This window comes from Nostoc sp. DedQUE08, assembly GCF_034530895.1.
Taxonomy (GTDB): domain Bacteria; phylum Cyanobacteriota; class Cyanobacteriia; order Cyanobacteriales; family Nostocaceae; genus Nostoc.
Genome location: NZ_JAVRCD010000049.1, coordinates 46,256 through 62,151, shown reverse-complemented (window position 1 = coordinate 62,151; position 15,896 = coordinate 46,256). Strand labels below are relative to the sequence as shown.

Genomic DNA, 15,896 nt, shown 5'->3' with positions numbered 1-15,896 from the left:
AACAAATGAGTACTCCGAAATAACAAATGAGTACTCCGAAATAACAAATGAGTACCCCGAAATAACAAATGAGTACTCCGAAATAACAAATTGTTCAGGGTTGAGAAAAATTGGTATTGCACGCAGAGCCGCAAAGGATACAGAGGAAGAAGAGAATCGTTATGCACAATGCTATGCTTGCGTTAAAATGCGTAAGTCCTGTGTATCTGACTAGATGAGACCTTATCATCAAATCCCAATTTTCGAGTGTGGTGAACCGCTAATCAAGATTCCTTTAGAATTGTTTGCGGTGGAATCTCCCCATCCTTATGAAAAGTTAGGTGCGCCTTATGGCGATCGCTCTCCTTATTATCTTCGTCAAAGCGTCATTGAAAATTTGATTCGAGCGCAAAATTATCTTAATCTCTTGCATCCTAACTGGCGGATTCAAATTTTTGATGCCTATCGCCCAGTAGCAGTCCAGCAGTTTATGGTAGATTACAGCTTCGCCCAAGCAGTACGAGAAAGAGGACTGATTGAGGCAGACTTATCAGCAAACCAACGCCAAGAGATTTGGGAAGCGGTTTATGCAATTTGGGCTGCACCAAGTTTAGATGCAAAAACTCCGCCTCCTCACAGTACTGGTGGGGCGGTGGATGTGACGCTGGTAGATGATACTGGCGAAATAGTGGATATGGGTTCGCCAATTGACGAAATGTCAGAGCGATCGCATCCCGATTATTATGCCAATAGCGATCGCTCAGAAACGCAAAAGTATCATACTCATCGTCAACTATTGCGAGATGTAATGTTAAAAGCCGGCTTTCAACGCAATCCTAGAGAATGGTGGCATTTTTCTGTCGGCGATCAAATGTGGGCTTGGCTGAATAATCAATCTAATCCAGCCAATCCTACCACAGCACGTTATGGGCGGCTTGTATAGATGCGTTATTACAAAAAAATTCAGGAGTCAGAATTCAGAATTCAGAATTGAATTGGAGTCTAACTGGCAGACTTGCTCAATCTAATGCTGAATAAATGGTGATACTAAATGCGAAATCTTTCTTACGGAATCCATAAGGAATAAATAAGCGTTCATCCTACACTTTCTTCTTCTGACTACTGAATTCAGACTACTGAATACTTCTTCAAGCATCTTGAGGATTCAGTTCTTTTAACTCGTCGGTAGTGTAAGTACCAATGGGAGTCCAAACTAAATAAGGAAGGAGTAACAGCGCCGCCATTAGAGAAATCGGCAAAACGCAGATTGCCAAAACAACTCCTGAAATCAAACCGATTAGCCCAAGAACTTCCCCAACTTTGAGGCTGCGAAACCTCAACATTGTAGGTATGTAGGCGACGGTAATAATTTCCACCAAAAGGTATAAAGCCATTATTAGCCAAGTAATTAGGCTTCCGGGATTTTTTTCCCAGACAATAGTAGCTGAAGCCGCACCGCAAATAAAAATCACAGTCCAGATAACCGGAATCAGCGGCTCAAAAACTAACCAGCGAGGGCGACTTAGATTTGCAAACCATTTAACATCACGCGGCGTAATCAAGAAACTCCCAAGGGCGATGAAGAAAGTTACAGCCCCAATTATTATCCAAGATGGAATCATAATGCACTCCTGCTTTGTGTATTTTGTCAAGTCATACACTGCAAGTGTGACAATTTAGGCTAGATGTTTAATCATTCTTTGGTGCGAACCTTAGGCATCTTGAGGATTGAGACTCATCATCTGCCAAGTGGTATAAGTACCAATGGGACTCCAGAGTAAATAAGGAACTAGTAATAGGGCTGCCCAACCAGAAAAACCTAAGACTGCAAGTATCAATAAAACATCAATAATCAAACCTGTGCCACCGAGAATTGTACCCACTTTCAGACTGCGAAGCTTAAACATTACAGGCGTATAGGCAATGGTAACAATTTCTAATAGCAGATATAAACCCATGATTAACCAGGTTGAGGTACTTCCTGGGTCTTTTTCCCAGACAATATAAGCTGACCAAGCACCGCAAATAAATATTACAGTCCAAATAATCGGAATTGCGCCCTCAAAAGTTAGCCATCTCGGTCGTTGTAAACGCTTGAACCATTGGCGATCGCTAGGCGTAATCACGTTCGCTGCTAAAGCAACCAAGAAAGCCACGCCCCCAATCACCATCCAAGATTTAATCATGCCCGTTAGTCCTTTACAAGCGCTATTTATCGGTTAATATCACTCTTTATAGTGTGATTTTGTCAATTTAATTGCTAATTACTCATCATCCCTGAGTTTGAAACCTTCACATCATTTGGCTGGATTTTAAATTATGGAAATTGGGAATGGCACAAAAAGTACAAAGGACGTGATTCGTGTGACTTTTTTAGTGACAGGCGATTTGGATGCTATTTTTCCAGATGCGATCGCAAGAGCGCGTCCTGTTGGGATAATGTTGCAATGTTTGGATGTACAGCAAATGCACGTAGAAGGTAGCTTACAGCGCTGCATTCGGTTCTTAATCCACGCCTATCTGCCAGCCTTTGCCTCAATTCATCATATCTATTTACGCAACGTCGCTAGCTTGCGTCCCGACTGGAGTTTGCCTCAGCTTTTACAAGCATCACAGCCAGTAGTGAAGTCAAAAGTGTAAAATACTCATATTAATAAATAGAAGCGAACTTGCTAATAACGCCAAGGAAACGAATCGTCATCATTTATAGAGAATTGCTATTAGAGCGATGTAGATTTTATGACTCAACGCTTAGATTTCAGAGTAGATATTGAAGAAGCCATAAAAACGCTAAACCTTTCTTGCAATGATTTCAGGTTAGTTAGCCTTCATGAATACGAAGAGATATTGGTGTCAATTCTTGAGCGATTCACAAGCTTGGGTAAAAAAGGATTAAATTATCCCTGGTGGTGGGGTTCATTCAAAGAACCATCTTGCTCAATTCATCTCGAATATGCACCCGATGTTTTGAAAGAACTTGTACCTTTAGAAGAGACAGTGTGGTTTGTGGCTGAAGACTGGAAAAGAACTAAACAGCATGGTAATTTTTGGCTCTATGGGGGTGAGATCGAGGTAATTGCCGATTTAATAGGAGAAATGTATGGGTTTGAATATTACATAGTCTCGAAAAAGTTTGAGTGGCTACTGGGTGAAGATCGTCACGGGGTATTGATTGGTGTTGGGCAGTCTATGACTGAAAAGATACAAAACTTACAATCAAATCGTGAAAACGTCAGATAGGTTCAGCATTTTAAACCGATGCGTTAGCATTGTGCGTAAAAGATACTGCTGGCATAGCACTTAATCTGTTGACTCAACACCCATTCGAGAACTGGAAACACGCTTATAGACTGCAAGGAGACCATACACTATGACTGAAACAGTAGAGAAACTTAGGCTTGAACTTTCTCAGCTATCCATAGAAGAGCGTGCAGAGCTTGCTTACTTTTTGATCCATTCTTTAGACAAAGAAGTGGATAAAGATATAGACCTTGCTTGGGATATTCAGTTAACACAAAGGTTGGAAGATATTAGTAGTGGAATAGTTTCTGGTGAACAGTCAGATAAGGTATTCACTGAACTGCGAGACAAGTATTCGTGAAGCCGATTATTATCCACACCAAAGCACGAGAAGAGTTAGATAATTTCGGCTACTACGAGAAGCAAAAAGCAGGTCTAGGGCTAGATTTTTTATCTGAAGTGGAACAGTCTATTAGCAAGATTCAGCAAAACTCGAACATAAAAGCGCCGTATTAAATTGTAGGGCTGCGTCGTTATGTGATTCAGCATTTTCCTGATCTCATCTTCTATGCAGAAATTGAAGAGTTTATCTGGATTGTTGCAATAGCACATAGCAAGCGCAGACCGGATTATTGGAGAAGGCGATTTCAGTGAGTTTTTGATTAAGGTTAGCGATCGCTTTTTAACTACAACAGATTACATGATGAGGTAGAGATAATCGTAGGGGTACAATATGTTGTGCCTCTACCCGTGTACTTCATTTATTTTGTTAATCAAGTTTCACCGCGATCGCCATAAATAAGAAAATTGTGGAAGCTCAAAGATTGATCGGGAATAGAGATGGTAACATTAGCCTGTTAGCCTAATAGTTCATCCTATGTGTTTCTGGTTATCACCTACCTCTCGTCATGCTTATGGCTAAAACAACTAGGATTTTTGGCGCAAATTCTCTAAAGTTTAAAAGCAGGGGTCGAGAAACGGCAAGGACGCGCTGGCTCACCCCCCTAACTCACTTTTTACGTTTACCTTTGTACTTCCTGGTCGCTTTGCTATGCATTGTCGGTTCACCAGTGCTAGCCAAAGTTCCTGGCTCAATCAATTCTTTATCCCAACTGCCAATAAATAGTATAGTATCGCTGGCTGTGCCCACTGATGCCGCCTCACTCTTACAGCAGGGCAAAGTTTTATACAGTAATGGCAACTTTGCCAAAGCTGTAGAAGTTTTACAACAGGCTGTCCAAATATATAAGCAGCAAGGGGAGAGCCTTGGACTAGCAGTCACATTGGGTAATCTTTCCCTAGCTTACCAGCAACTCGGTGCATGGAATCAGGCGCAGCAGGCAATTACAGAAAGCTTAAATGTACTCCAAGAACCGGATAAAAACCAAAATCTGCAAATATTTGCCCAATCACTAGATATTCAAGGTCGTCTGCAATTGGCAATGGGAAAGTCCGAAGCGGCTTTGGCAACTTGGCAGCAAACAGAAGAAATTTACAAACAAGCAGATAATCAAAGTGGTGTGGTGCGATCGCTAATCAATCAAGCACAAGCTTGGCGCACCCAAGGATTTTACCCGCGAGCGATCAAAACCCTCGATCGAATAAGTCAGACGTTAAAATCTCAACCAGATTCTCTAGAAAAGACAGTGAGTTTGCGATCGCTCGGTGATGCCCTTTTGGTATTGGGCGATTTGAAAAAGTCACGCCAAGCATTAGAAGAAAGTCTGATAATTGCTCAAAATCTCCAATCAAGCGCTGATATTGGGGCTAGTCTGTTCAGCTTGGGGAATAATGCCCGCAAACAAAATCAAAAGGAACAGGCGATCGCCTATTATCAAAAAACAGTCGCAGTATCTCCCTCACCCCTCACAAAAGTTCAAGCACAACTCAATCACCTGGGACTACTAATCGAAGATAAAGAATGGGCAAAGGTGCAAACTCTTTTGCCATCGATTGAGTCCCAACTCAGGCAACTCCCTCTCAGCCGTGCGAGTATTTACGCTCATGTTAACTTTTCACAAAGTTTGGCAAAAGTCAAGAGTGGTGTCTTACAAGCATCGAGTCATAGTTTTTACTCAGGATTAAGTACAAAAGATTCAGCAAAATTACTCGCTAGTGCCATCCAGCAATCCCGCAGCTTAGAAGACAAGCGGGCAGAGGCTTATGCTCTAAAGAGTTTAGGCGGCTTGTACGAAGAAACCAGACAGTGGCCAGAAGCGCAAGACCTGACTCGGCAAGGATTAGCTTTGGCACAGAGTAGCAATGCACCAGAAATTACCTATAGCTTGGAGTGGCAGTTAGGTAGATTGCTTTGGGCACAAAAAGATATTAATGGTGCGATCGCCGCTTATGATGCTGCTGTAGACACTCTTGAATCTCTCCGCAGAGATTTAGTAGTCAATAAAGATGTAGTAAACCAGGATGTACAATTTGATTTCCGGGACAGTGTAGAACCCGTCTACCGCCAGTCAGTAGAGTTACTGCTGCAATCTCAAAAAGGAAAACCAAATGAAAAAATATTGGATAAAGCACGCCAACGGATTGAAGCACTCCAACTAGCAGAATTAGACGACTTCTTTCAGGAAGCTTGTCTGCAAGGTCAAAAAGTAGCCCTCGATCGAGTAGTAGACAAAGACAATACTAAGGCTGCCATCCTTTATCCAATTATTCTTCGTGACGAACTCCAGGTAATTGTCAAAATTCCCAAACAATCTCTGCAAAGCTATAGTACGAAGATTTCCCAAGGGGAAGTAGAGCAACTCTTAATAAAACTGCGAAGAAATCTTGTCGATCCAACTGCTACTAAGATCGTCCAAACCCAATCGCAACAAGTTTACAGTTGGCTGCTTAAACCCATTGAGTCACAATTGCAGCAAAGTGGTGTCGATACGTTAGTGTTCGTCCTAGATGGGCCATTACGCAATTTACCAATGGCAGCTCTTTACGATGGTAAACAATATTTAGTAGAGAAGTATGCGATCGCCCTGAGCGTCGGTCTACAACTCCTCGACCCGAAACCGCTAATTAAACAGCAACTCAGAGCGCTAACCGCAGGACTGACTCAGCCACCGCCAGGATTTCCCAAGTTTGCACCATTGCTAGCGATCAAATCTGAATTTGACGGTATTACGAAAGCAGGAGTTTCGACAACTAGCCTATTGGATGGGGATTTTAAGAAAAAGAATTTGGAAAGTGAAATTGATGCTGCTTCATTCAACATAGTGCATTTGGCAACCCACGGTCAGTTTAGCTCCCGCCTCGAAGACACTTTTATTTTAGATTTCGATGGTCAGATAAATGTCAAAGATTTTGATACTCTCTTCCACAGCCAGGGTAAAACCGTAGTAGAATTATTAGTTTTGAGTGCTTGCCAGACAGCAACAGGAGACAGCCGGGCAGCACTGGGTCTAGCAGGAGCAGCTGTCCGAGCTGGGGCACGTAGTACCATCGCTTCTTTGTGGCAAATTGATGATGAATCAACAGCGATGTTTGTTAGTGCCTTCTATCGAGAACTCAAGAGTGGCAAAATCACCAAAGCCGAAGCAGTCCATCGTGCCCAACTACAACTGCTGAAACACCCCAATTACAGAGCGCCAAGCTTTTGGTCTGCTTATGTATTGATTGGTAATTGGTTGTGATTTGGGGATTGGGGACTGGGGACTGGGGATTGGGGACTGGGGATTGGGAATTGGGGACTGGGGACTGGGGACTGGGGATTGGGAATTGGGGACTGGGGACTGGGGACTGGGGACTGAGGATTGGGAATTGGGGACTCGTTCATCTAGCTCAAAACCTCAAATCTCCCAATCACTAATCACCAATTACCTAATCTAGTGCCATACTCTTCTTTACCTTGTTGTTGGGAACGAATGAAACGACAGTAACCCTTAAGACCTTTTTCAATCTGGTCTTTAAGTTGACTAACCCAGTGTAATTGTTCTGTATTGCAGTACCCCAGGCTTTCAGCAATAATGAAAGCACTTTTAGTCTCAGTTAATGAACCACAAGCAATGTACATAAAACGCAATCTATCTAGATAATGATAACGTCCGTAGCCCTCAGCTATGTTCAGTAAAACACTACAAGCCGATCTTCGTAATTGATCGCTCAAATTGTAACGCTCAAAAGTTGGCAACCTATCTGCTAGTCGATAAGCTGCTTTTAGTAGCTTGACGCTATCTTGATAGAAGTCTAAAGACTCAAAACCTCTATCTCCCATATCATCTTAATAATATACAAACAATCCCTCAATTTTATGGGATATTTTTACCTAATCCCCAGTCCCCAGTCCCCAGTCCCCAATCCCAATTATCTTTTTCCAGTATTCAGTTTTGTGGCATAAATTTATTGAATGCGGGTGATATATACATAGCAGCATTGAACCCTAGAAATTGACTTATGAATAACTCCACCTATCAGCTAGATGATTTCGCTTTAACATTGCCGATTTCCCAAACAGCTCGCATAACTGCCCAGCAATTTGCTAACCAGCAACCAAATCTTGAAAAAGCAGAGCAAGTCCGGCTGAATACTTTAGCTGTATGGGTGGTGAATGACTACTTGCAGATGATGGATATTCCTACCGATCTTCAAGCTAGTGACAGTTGGAACCCGATTGTGCGCCTTTGTGGGGATGTCGCTGATTTAGAACTGCCCTCAATTGGCCGTCTGGAGTGTCGCCCTGTCCATCTGCATCAGGAGATATGTTTTATTCCTCCAGAAACTTGGGAAGAACGGGTGGGTTATTTAATAGTTCAATTTGATGAATCGCTCGAAGAAGCAAGGCTGCTTGGTTTTATCCCTAGTGTGACAACCCAAACAGTTCCTTTAGCGCAACTGCAACCATTAGAAGCGTTTATTGACCGCATCTGGGAACTGCGTCAATCCCCAGCTAATTCATTAGTGAATTTGAGCCAATGGTTTGCTGGTATATTTGAGACTGGTTGGGAAACTATTGAATCGCTGTGGAATGTGCCGGAACTTATGCCAAATTATGCCTTTCGCAGTGTTGAAACTTTAGAATTAGATACCCTCAAACAACCAGAATCAATTACTAAACGGGCAAAAGTGATTGATTTAGGTATCCAAATCCACAACCAACCTGTGATGTTGATTGTAGAAATCAGCCCCGAAAAAGATCGACAAACTAGTATTCATCTCCAATTGCACGCCACTGGAAATCAAATTTACTTGCCACCAGGAGTTCATCTCACTGTTATAGATAGTTCAGGAGCAATATTTCTTGACGCTCAATCGAGAAAATCAGACAACTACATTCAGTTGCAGTTTCGTGGTGAACCTACAGAGCAATTTAGTGTTAGGGTCGCCTTGGATAATACCAGTATTACCGAATATTTCCGAATTTGAAATATGTAACTATCTTCCTTGTTTGTCAGTAATTTATTAAGTGATAATTCATTAATTGAAAATTAAAAATTAAAAATCCAAGCTAGTTTTTGGGGATTTTGAAAAAAATCTGTAGATACTTGTGAAGCTTGCGATCGGACATTAGAACAGGGCACGATCTTGCATGGGGAAATAGCGACGGTTATGGGTAAATTAGTGGCGATCAAATTTGGAGAGGGTAGTTTTGAGCAGGGGTTTGCTGTCACCCTCCAAATTGGTGAAGAACACGAGCGTGCTACAACCGAAATCACTGGGAGGCTCCCTTCATTCCCGGAAATGCCGCTCTATTATAGTCATTGGCAGTCTAGTTATCGGCAGATAGGTAATCGTTATCGCCTCCATGCTGACAAAATGCAAGTGACGAATGTATCGATGGTGCAAGACTGCGAAAACGCTTCTCATATTTTGCGGGCACGCTTTAATACCTGGCTGCGAGCAGAGGAATTTCGCCCTTTGAGGGAAAAATGGTTAGAAAGATTATCATCCAGCGACGAAGTACGGGTAATTTTGCAAACAGAAAATAGCCAATTGCAGCTATTACCCTGGCATCTGTGGGAGTTATTAGAACGCTATCCCAAAGCTGAAATTGCCCTTTCTTCACCATCTTACGATCGCATTCACAAGCCACGCACTCTCAATCAATTAGTCAATATTTTGGCAATTGTCGGCAATAGTAAAGGGATTGATACCCAAGCCGATCGAGCTTTACTGCAACAGTGTAGTAACGCACAGGTGAGCTTTTTGGTAGAACCACAACGTAAGGACTTGACTGAGCATCTCTGGGGAAAAAACTGGGATATTCTCTTTTTTGCCGGACACAGTTCCAGTCAAGGAAATGGAGAAAGCGGACGAATTTACCTGAATAGAACTGATAGTCTTACCATTGGCGAGTTAAAGTACGCTCTCAAAAAAGCCATTGAAAATGGTTTGCAATTAGCTATATTCAACTCCTGTGATGGATTGGGGTTGGCGCGAGAATTGGCTGATTTGCAAATTCCTCAAATAATTGTCATGCGCGAACCCGTCCCAGACCAGGTTGCGAAGGAGTTTTTAAAATATTTTCTCCAAGGCTTTGCCGGTGGCGAGTCTTTATATCAAGCGGTACGCCAAGCGCGGGAACGCTTGCAAGGACTTGAAGATAAATTTCCTTGTGCGACTTGGCTACCAGTAATTTGCCAAAATCCGGCGCAGATACCACCGACTTGGGATGAATTAAGGTCTACAAAATCTGAAGATGAAGAGCCAGCAAGTTTACCTTTGTCTAACAAACGCAGATTTAAGAGAACTGTGTTATCCAGCTTGGCAGTTACAGCCTTGGTTTGTGGCGTGAGATTGGTGGGATTGCTAGAAAATCCAGAGATTCAAGCCTTTGATTTAATGATGCGATCGCGCCCCACAGAAGGACTCGATCCTCGACTGTTGATTATCACAATTGACGATGAAGATTTAGCAATTCAAAGACAAAATGGCGAGTCCTTAATTGGAGCTTCTATTTCGGAAAAATCTCTGAATAAACTCTTAGCAAAACTGAATCAATACCAACCCCGCGCGATCGGCTTAGATGTCTACCGTGATTTTCAGGCCAAAGAGCCAGATTTAATTACTCGTCTCCAGCAAACTCAGAACTTGGTTGGCGTATGCAAAGGGAGCGATCGCACAGGAAATATCAAAGGCATTAAGCCGCCACCAGAAATCCCTCCAGCAAATCTGGGATTCAGTGACTTTATTCACGATCGCGATGGAGTTATTCGTCGGCATCTTCTGTTCATGAATCAGGAGACCACATCATCGTGTTTTACTCCATATTCCTTCAGTTTACAACTAGCATCCCTTTATCTGCACCCTTTAGGAATTCAAACAAAGTTCACCCCTGAAGGAAATTTGCAGTTGGGTAAGACTATTTTTGAGAATCTGAAGTCTCGTACTGGTGGCTATCAAAATATTGATGCGAATGGCGGTCAAATCTTACTCAACTATCGTTCTTCAAAAGAAATAGCCGAACAGGTAACGCTAACGCAATTTTTATCTAGTCCAATTAACCCCAACGCCATCAAAAACCGGATTGTTTTGATTGGTGTGACTGCAAAGGGGGATTCTCCAGACACTTGGTCTACACCTTATGGCATTCCTTTAGACGAGCAAATGCCAGGAGTACTGGTACAAGCTCACATGGTCAGCCAGATCCTTGGTGCAGTCCAAGATGGGCGGCCGTTGCTGCGGGCTTGGTCATGGTGGGCGGAGGTAATCTGGATTTGGGTCTGGTCTTTGATTGGGGGAGTCCTAGCTTGGCGCAGGTTTTCTTTACCCTGGTTGGCGTTGGCAATGGGTGTTGCTTCTAGCGTTTTGTATGTAGTTTGCTTTGGTCTGTTAATTTCAGGTGCTTGGGTGCCTTTCGTACCGTCGGCTTTATCGTTGTTAGCTATGGGAGTTTTAATGTCAATTTATAGTAATTCAAAAACAAAAGTGCGGGCGGGGAATGGGGAATAGGAGCAGGGGAGCAGAGGAGCAGAGGAGATGAGGGGACAAGGGGACAAGGGGACAAGGAGATAAACAAAACTCCTAACTCCTAACTCAGCACGGGCTAAACGCCCCGCTTCCGCTAACAGCACTCCTAACGCCCAGTGCCCAATCTAAAATCTAAAATCTAAAATCTAAAATCCGATGAGGTCAGGTTTCTATGAATTCAAATTCACAACCGATAAAGCTGTTTTTAGTAGTAGCTTTTAGCTGTACAAGTTTATCAGTTAGTCTGACTCCAGTACTGGCGAAACCAACCCCTAATCGCTCTGATGCTAAAACAATCCTTGCTCAAGCTAAAACCTTTAATCAACCTCCAATTCCAGCTGGCTCCCCTCCTGGAGGTCGCGTTCGTGGTGGAGCGAAGCGCACCGGGCCGGAGGGATGTCCACTTACTAAACCTGACCTGACTGCTTTAGTCCCCTTTACTCAGGAAGCTAATTCAGTGATTAATGTCTGGGGACAAACAACAGTAGAACATCCAAGTTGGTTTTTCTATGTGCCATATACCAAAGATTTGCCCTATACAGTTGAATTTGTGTTGCAAGATCCAGATGCTAACGAGGTATACAAAAAAGCGATCGCTCTACCGGATAAGCCCGGAGTCATCCGCGTTTCTTTGCCTAGCACTGCTCCCACTTTAGCAGTAGGCCAACAATACCGCTGGTTTTTCACAATTAACTGTGACAAGCAACAGAATGCTCCTCCAAGTTTTGTTGAAGGGGTAATAAAACGAGTTAACCTCAGTCAACCAACAGTCAAACAACTAGAAACGGCAGAACCTCTAAAGCGCTATGCTATCTATGCCCAAAATGGGATATGGTACGAGGCACTGACAACGTTGGCTGAACTGCGTCAAAAAAATCCTCAAGATGCAGCCCTGAAAGCAGAGTGGCGAAATTTGTTAAGCAGCATCCGTTTAGATGATGTTGCCGGAGAACCCATTCTTCCAGGAACACCTTAAACTAGGAAAAAATTTTTAATATAGCAAGGGACTGGGGACTGGGGACTGGGGACTGGGGACTGGGTGAAAAGCCTTTTTGTGTCTAAGTTTTATCGTCTGTTGATGTCCTAACCACCTTGACTGTTGCTATACCAATTTGAAAAAAGAATGGAAAAAATAGACCATTTGTAGAGACGCGATGAATCGCGTCTTGACTTTACACCGATTCATCGATTGAATTTGTATAAGCAAAGATTTGATGTAGAGACGTTGCAATACAACATCTCTACAGTTGTGTTGTTTAGTTTGCAGCAGCACTTACTAAACCATTGTGCCTGAGCAAAGCGATCGTACTTGGTTCACGACCCCGGAAAGTTTTAAACACCTCCATTGGATGCTTGCTACCACCGAGTGCTAGTACTGTATCCCGATAACGCCGACCTGTCACTTTTATAGCTTCTTCATTTTCTAGCCCAGCTTCTTCAAAAGCGGCAAAAGCGTCAGCACTTAGTACCTCAGCCCATTTGTAACTGTAGTAACCTGCTGCATAACCACCCTCAAAAATGTGCCCAAAAGAACACAGTATTGAATCTTCTGGAAGTGGTGGTAAAACAGTAGTAGTCTTAGCTATGCGATGACGCACATCTGCTGGAGTTTCATTGCTGCCAGAACGATAGCGGTAATGTAGTTCTAAATCAACACTGCTAAGGTGAATTTGCCGTAACATACCAGTACCACTCATATAATTACGCGCCGCTAGCAGCTTTTGATAATAATGCTCTGGTAGAGCTTCTCCAGTTGCGTAGTGTTTAGCCATACCAAACAAAGTGGGTCGCTCATAACACCAGTTTTCCATAAACTGACTGGGTAGTTCCACTGCATCCCATTCCACATTATTGATACCTGCGGCTCCCGCATAGTCAACCTTGGTGAGCATGTGGTGCAATCCATGACCAAACTCGTGGAACAAAGTCTCTACTTCATAGAAAGTCATCAAACTCGGCTTACTATCTACTGGGGGAGTTTGGTTACATATCAAATAAGCCACAGGCAAACGGATGGCAGTTGCATCATTTTCATTTTTGGCACGATTGATGCATACATCCATCCAAGCACCACCACGTTTTTCTGCTGGACGGCTATAGGGATCTAAGTAGAAGTAAGCGATGGGAGAACCAGTTTCATCGGCTATTTGAAAATAACGGACATCTTCATGCCATACTGGGGCTTGGCCATCAGCAGGGGTTACTGTAACACCAAATAGCCGCTTAACAAGTCCAAACAAGCCATCTAGCACTTGGGGAAGGGGAAAATAGGGACGTAATTCTTCAGCGGTAAAGGCAAATTTTGCTTCTCGTTGGCGTTCTGCCCAAAAGCTGATGTCCCAATGTTTTAAATCTTGATATTCTTCTCCATAAGATGCAGCAAAAGCTTGGAGTTCTTTTAAGTCTTTGACAGCAGCATCATAACTGGCCTGGCGTAGTTCTTCTAATAGTGCTTCAACTGCCTCAACGTTAGGAGCCATTTTACTTGCAAGGCTCAATTCGGCAAAACTCTTAAAGCCAAGTATATCTGCGAGTTCTTGCCGTAACTCCAAAATACGCACAATTAACGGGTTATTATCTAAATCGCCACTAGAAGCACGAGTGATATGAGCTTTGTAGAGCTTTTCACGCAAATCTCGACGGGTGCTGTGCTGCATGAAAGGGCCGTAGCTGGGGAAGTCTAAAGTAATGCGCCAAGGGCCATTTTCTGGTGTGGCATTCTCTTCTTTTGCGGCTCGTGCAGCTTGAGCGGCTAAACTCACCAAACTTGGTGGTAAACCGTCAATTTCCGCTTTTGTTGTCAGGGTTAAGCTAAAGGCTTTTGTGGCATCAAGTACATGGTTAGAGAATTTAGTAGAAAGTTCTGCCAACTCCATCTGAATGGCGTTGAAACGGTCTCTTGCTTCTCCTTTTAAGCCTACCCCAGAAAGTTCTGCATCTCGAATGGCGGCTTCTACAATGCGCTGTTGGGCTAATTCTAAAGTTGCCCAACTATCACTGCTACGAAGTGCCTTAAAAGCATTGTAGATGGGTTGGCTTTGACCGAGTTTGTTGATAAATTGTACGACTAGTGGCTGTACGATTTCATGAGCTTCGCGCAGTTCCGGGCTATTTTTAACACCCATTAAATGATTTACCGCCCCCCAACTCCAGGTAAGCCGTTCTGTCAGCTTTTCTAAGGGTTCTACTAAACCACTCCAAGTCGGCTGTACATTAGCCTCTAAGGTGGCAAGTTGCTGGTCAAGTTCTGCTAGCAACTGATTGAAGGCGGGTACTACTCGTTCTGGTTTAATCTCTGTAAATGGAGGTAAACCAGTGCCTTGGAGTAAGGGATTATCGGAAATAATGGTACTTGCACTCATGATTTTGTGTGAACTGCGAACGAAAAAAAATCATTGTTGATTTTTATTTATATATCTTCTAATGTAACGATCGCTGTGCTATTTAGTATTGCCATTGTGGCAAAAAGCTAAAAAAAACGATAATTCCTCACAAAAGTATCCCGATATAACTATTTTGTTTGGTATTTGAACAACATTGTTGGGGATTGGGCATTGGGCAAAACCTTAGCTAGCCGCTAACAGCACGGGCTAAACCTTAGCTTTCCGCTAACAGCACTCTTGAGGGACATTGGACATGGTTATTCTCTCTCATCACCTTTGTCTTCTTCATTTACTCGGCAGTTCTAGAAATTTCAAGGAAAGTGCCTGAGATAATATAATCATCCAGGCATCTTCTCAACAGGTGGCTAATGATGACCGAAACAGAAAAGGATACAGGCAACTAAATTTATTTATGGAAATTGTTAATTTTGAATTTTGAATTCGGAGCGTTCGCCCTTGGCGTCTCGAAGAGAAGCGACGTGACTAGCCTCTTACCCAGTTCTCAATCAACAGAAGTTTTTTATCCAAGCTCGGATGGTGAACCTTTAGCAGAAAGTTATGCTCATTTATGTGCTTTACTGGCAACTTTAGAAGTATTGAGGCAATATTTGCTGGATCGGCAAGCAACGGTTTTGAGTAACCAGTTTCTCTATTATGCTCAGGGTTTTCCAAGGTTACGGGTAGCTGCTGATGTAATGGTGATTTTTAATGTCGCTCCTGGAGGACGGGATAATTACAAGATATGGGAAGAGGGACAAGTGCCTGTAGTAATCCTTGAAATGACCTCCGAGGGTACTAAAAACCAGGACACGGGTTTCAAGAAGACGCTCTATGAACAATTAGGCGTAATAGAGTACTGGTTATTTGATCCCAAGGGAGAGTGGATTAAGGAGAAATTGCAAGGGTATCGACTGCGAGGTGAGGTGTATGGGCCAATTACAGATAGTCGATGTGAACTTTTGCAGCTGCGCTTGCAAATAGAATGGCAACTGATCGGTTTTTATCGAGAAGACACTGGAGAAAAGTTGCTGATTCCAGAGGAGTTGGCAAAGGCACTGAAACAGGAAAGATTGGTGAGAGAACAAGCAGAGTCGCAGGTGGAAAGGTTGAAAGAACAACTGTGATCGCTTGGCGTTGACCCTGATATTATCTAGCTATAGATTTGCGATCGCATGTGGCGGGTGCTTCGCACTATCACAAAAAGACGCGATCGTGTACTATATCAAACAGGTAAATTGTCCGTCAGCATAGGCGTTAACTTGAAAGCGCAGTTTCAACCGAAGAATTCCACATTTTCAAGGCGTGTAAGCGTACAAATTAACTGACCATCAGCGAGCTTCCTTACAAACCGCAAAGGAAGGCTCTATATTTCCATATTTATGA

The 15,896-nt window shown here is 43.0% G+C and carries 14 protein-coding genes; 10 read left to right on the top strand and 4 right to left on the bottom strand.

The window, feature by feature from the left end:
- Positions 1-214 precede the first annotated feature (214 nt).
- Complete coding sequence (locus RMY64_RS26910) at positions 215-922, top strand: M15 family metallopeptidase (protein ID WP_322701608.1); 708 nt, start codon at positions 215-217, stop codon at positions 920-922.
- A gap of 205 nt (positions 923-1,127) precedes the next feature.
- On the opposite strand, the gene RMY64_RS26905 is transcribed toward RMY64_RS26910, so the two are convergent.
- Together RMY64_RS26905 and RMY64_RS26900 are read right to left on the bottom strand one after the other, a co-directional pair.
- Positions 1,128-1,601 carry a TspO/MBR family protein gene (locus RMY64_RS26905; RefSeq protein ID WP_322701607.1) on the bottom strand — a complete coding sequence of 158 codons (474 nt, stop codon included), beginning with the start codon at positions 1,599-1,601 and terminating at the stop codon, positions 1,128-1,130.
- A gap of 90 nt (positions 1,602-1,691) precedes the next feature.
- On the bottom strand, positions 1,692-2,165 hold the full coding sequence (locus tag RMY64_RS26900) for a TspO/MBR family protein (protein WP_322701606.1): 474 nt from the start codon (positions 2,163-2,165) through the stop codon (positions 1,692-1,694).
- Positions 2,166-2,298: 133 nt separating this feature from the next.
- Here RMY64_RS26900 and aroH point away from each other — a divergent pair, with 133 nt between their 5' ends.
- The 5 genes from aroH to RMY64_RS26875 all read left to right on the top strand — a co-directional run bounded on the left by aroH (position 2,299) and on the right by RMY64_RS26875 (position 6,857).
- On the top strand, positions 2,299-2,619 hold the full coding sequence (aroH, locus tag RMY64_RS26895) for a chorismate mutase (protein ID WP_322701605.1): 321 nt from the start codon (positions 2,299-2,301) through the stop codon (positions 2,617-2,619).
- A gap of 99 nt (positions 2,620-2,718) precedes the next feature.
- On the top strand, positions 2,719-3,219 hold the full coding sequence (locus RMY64_RS26890; RefSeq protein WP_322701604.1) for a DUF6756 family protein: 501 nt from the start codon (positions 2,719-2,721) through the stop codon (positions 3,217-3,219).
- A 130-nt stretch (positions 3,220-3,349) separates the two neighbouring features.
- A complete protein-coding gene (locus RMY64_RS26885; protein WP_322701603.1) occupies positions 3,350-3,580 on the top strand; it encodes an addiction module protein in 231 nt (76 codons plus the stop codon).
- Positions 3,577-3,735, top strand: a complete 159-nt coding sequence (locus tag RMY64_RS26880; RefSeq protein ID WP_322701602.1) for a hypothetical protein — start codon at positions 3,577-3,579, stop codon at positions 3,733-3,735. Before RMY64_RS26885 ends, RMY64_RS26880 begins: the two co-directional genes overlap by 4 nt.
- 398 nt (positions 3,736-4,133) lie before the next feature.
- Positions 4,134-6,857, top strand: coding sequence for a CHAT domain-containing protein (locus RMY64_RS26875; protein WP_416212161.1), 2,724 nt, complete (start codon positions 4,134-4,136; stop codon positions 6,855-6,857).
- Positions 6,858-7,033: 176 nt separating this feature from the next.
- Here RMY64_RS26875 and RMY64_RS26870 read toward each other — a convergent pair whose 3' ends face one another.
- Complete coding sequence (locus RMY64_RS26870; RefSeq protein ID WP_322672501.1) at positions 7,034-7,438, bottom strand: four helix bundle protein; 405 nt, start codon at positions 7,436-7,438, stop codon at positions 7,034-7,036.
- Positions 7,439-7,617: 179 nt separating this feature from the next.
- On the opposite strand from RMY64_RS26870, the gene RMY64_RS26865 reads away from it, so the two are divergent.
- The 3 genes from RMY64_RS26865 to RMY64_RS26855 all read left to right on the top strand — a co-directional run bounded on the left by RMY64_RS26865 (position 7,618) and on the right by RMY64_RS26855 (position 12,106).
- Positions 7,618-8,586, top strand: coding sequence for a DUF1822 family protein (locus RMY64_RS26865; protein ID WP_322701600.1), 969 nt, complete (start codon positions 7,618-7,620; stop codon positions 8,584-8,586).
- Positions 8,587-8,769: 183 nt separating this feature from the next.
- A complete protein-coding gene (locus RMY64_RS26860) occupies positions 8,770-11,112 on the top strand; it encodes a CHASE2 domain-containing protein (protein WP_322701599.1) in 2,343 nt (780 codons plus the stop codon).
- 190 nt (positions 11,113-11,302) lie between these two features.
- On the top strand, positions 11,303-12,106 hold the full coding sequence (locus RMY64_RS26855) for a DUF928 domain-containing protein (RefSeq protein ID WP_322689720.1): 804 nt from the start codon (positions 11,303-11,305) through the stop codon (positions 12,104-12,106).
- 280 nt (positions 12,107-12,386) lie between these two features.
- On the opposite strand, the gene RMY64_RS26850 is transcribed toward RMY64_RS26855, so the two are convergent.
- A complete protein-coding gene (locus RMY64_RS26850; protein ID WP_322701598.1) occupies positions 12,387-14,492 on the bottom strand; it encodes a M3 family metallopeptidase in 2,106 nt (701 codons plus the stop codon).
- Between the two features lie 500 nt (positions 14,493-14,992).
- Between RMY64_RS26850 and RMY64_RS26845 the strand changes: the two genes are divergently transcribed.
- Positions 14,993-15,637: a Uma2 family endonuclease gene (locus tag RMY64_RS26845; protein WP_322701597.1), complete on the top strand. Its 645-nt coding sequence runs from the start codon at positions 14,993-14,995 to the stop codon at positions 15,635-15,637.
- Positions 15,638-15,896 lie beyond the last annotated feature (259 nt).

Excerpts from the sequence above, each read along its gene's own strand:
- RMY64_RS26890 (WP_322701604.1), top strand. The coding sequence starts at position 2,719 with ATGACTCAACGCTTAGATTTCAGAGTAGATATTGAAGAAGCCATAAAA.
- RMY64_RS26875 (WP_416212161.1), top strand. The coding sequence starts at position 4,134 with ATGGCTAAAACAACTAGGATTTTTGGCGCAAATTCTCTAAAGTTTAAA.
- RMY64_RS26905 (WP_322701607.1), bottom strand. The coding sequence starts at position 1,601 with ATGATTCCATCTTGGATAATAATTGGGGCTGTAACTTTCTTCATCGCC.
- RMY64_RS26870 (WP_322672501.1), bottom strand. The coding sequence starts at position 7,438 with ATGGGAGATAGAGGTTTTGAGTCTTTAGACTTCTATCAAGATAGCGTC.
- RMY64_RS26850 (WP_322701598.1), bottom strand. The coding sequence starts at position 14,492 with ATGAGTGCAAGTACCATTATTTCCGATAATCCCTTACTCCAAGGCACT.
- RMY64_RS26860 (WP_322701599.1), top strand. The coding sequence starts at position 8,770 with ATGGGTAAATTAGTGGCGATCAAATTTGGAGAGGGTAGTTTTGAGCAG.
- RMY64_RS26885 (WP_322701603.1), top strand. The coding sequence starts at position 3,350 with ATGACTGAAACAGTAGAGAAACTTAGGCTTGAACTTTCTCAGCTATCC.
- RMY64_RS26910 (WP_322701608.1), top strand. The coding sequence starts at position 215 with ATGAGACCTTATCATCAAATCCCAATTTTCGAGTGTGGTGAACCGCTA.
- RMY64_RS26855 (WP_322689720.1), top strand. The coding sequence starts at position 11,303 with ATGAATTCAAATTCACAACCGATAAAGCTGTTTTTAGTAGTAGCTTTT.
- RMY64_RS26865 (WP_322701600.1), top strand. The coding sequence starts at position 7,618 with ATGAATAACTCCACCTATCAGCTAGATGATTTCGCTTTAACATTGCCG.
- RMY64_RS26900 (WP_322701606.1), bottom strand. The coding sequence starts at position 2,165 with ATGATTAAATCTTGGATGGTGATTGGGGGCGTGGCTTTCTTGGTTGCT.
- aroH (WP_322701605.1), top strand. The coding sequence starts at position 2,299 with ATGGAAATTGGGAATGGCACAAAAAGTACAAAGGACGTGATTCGTGTG.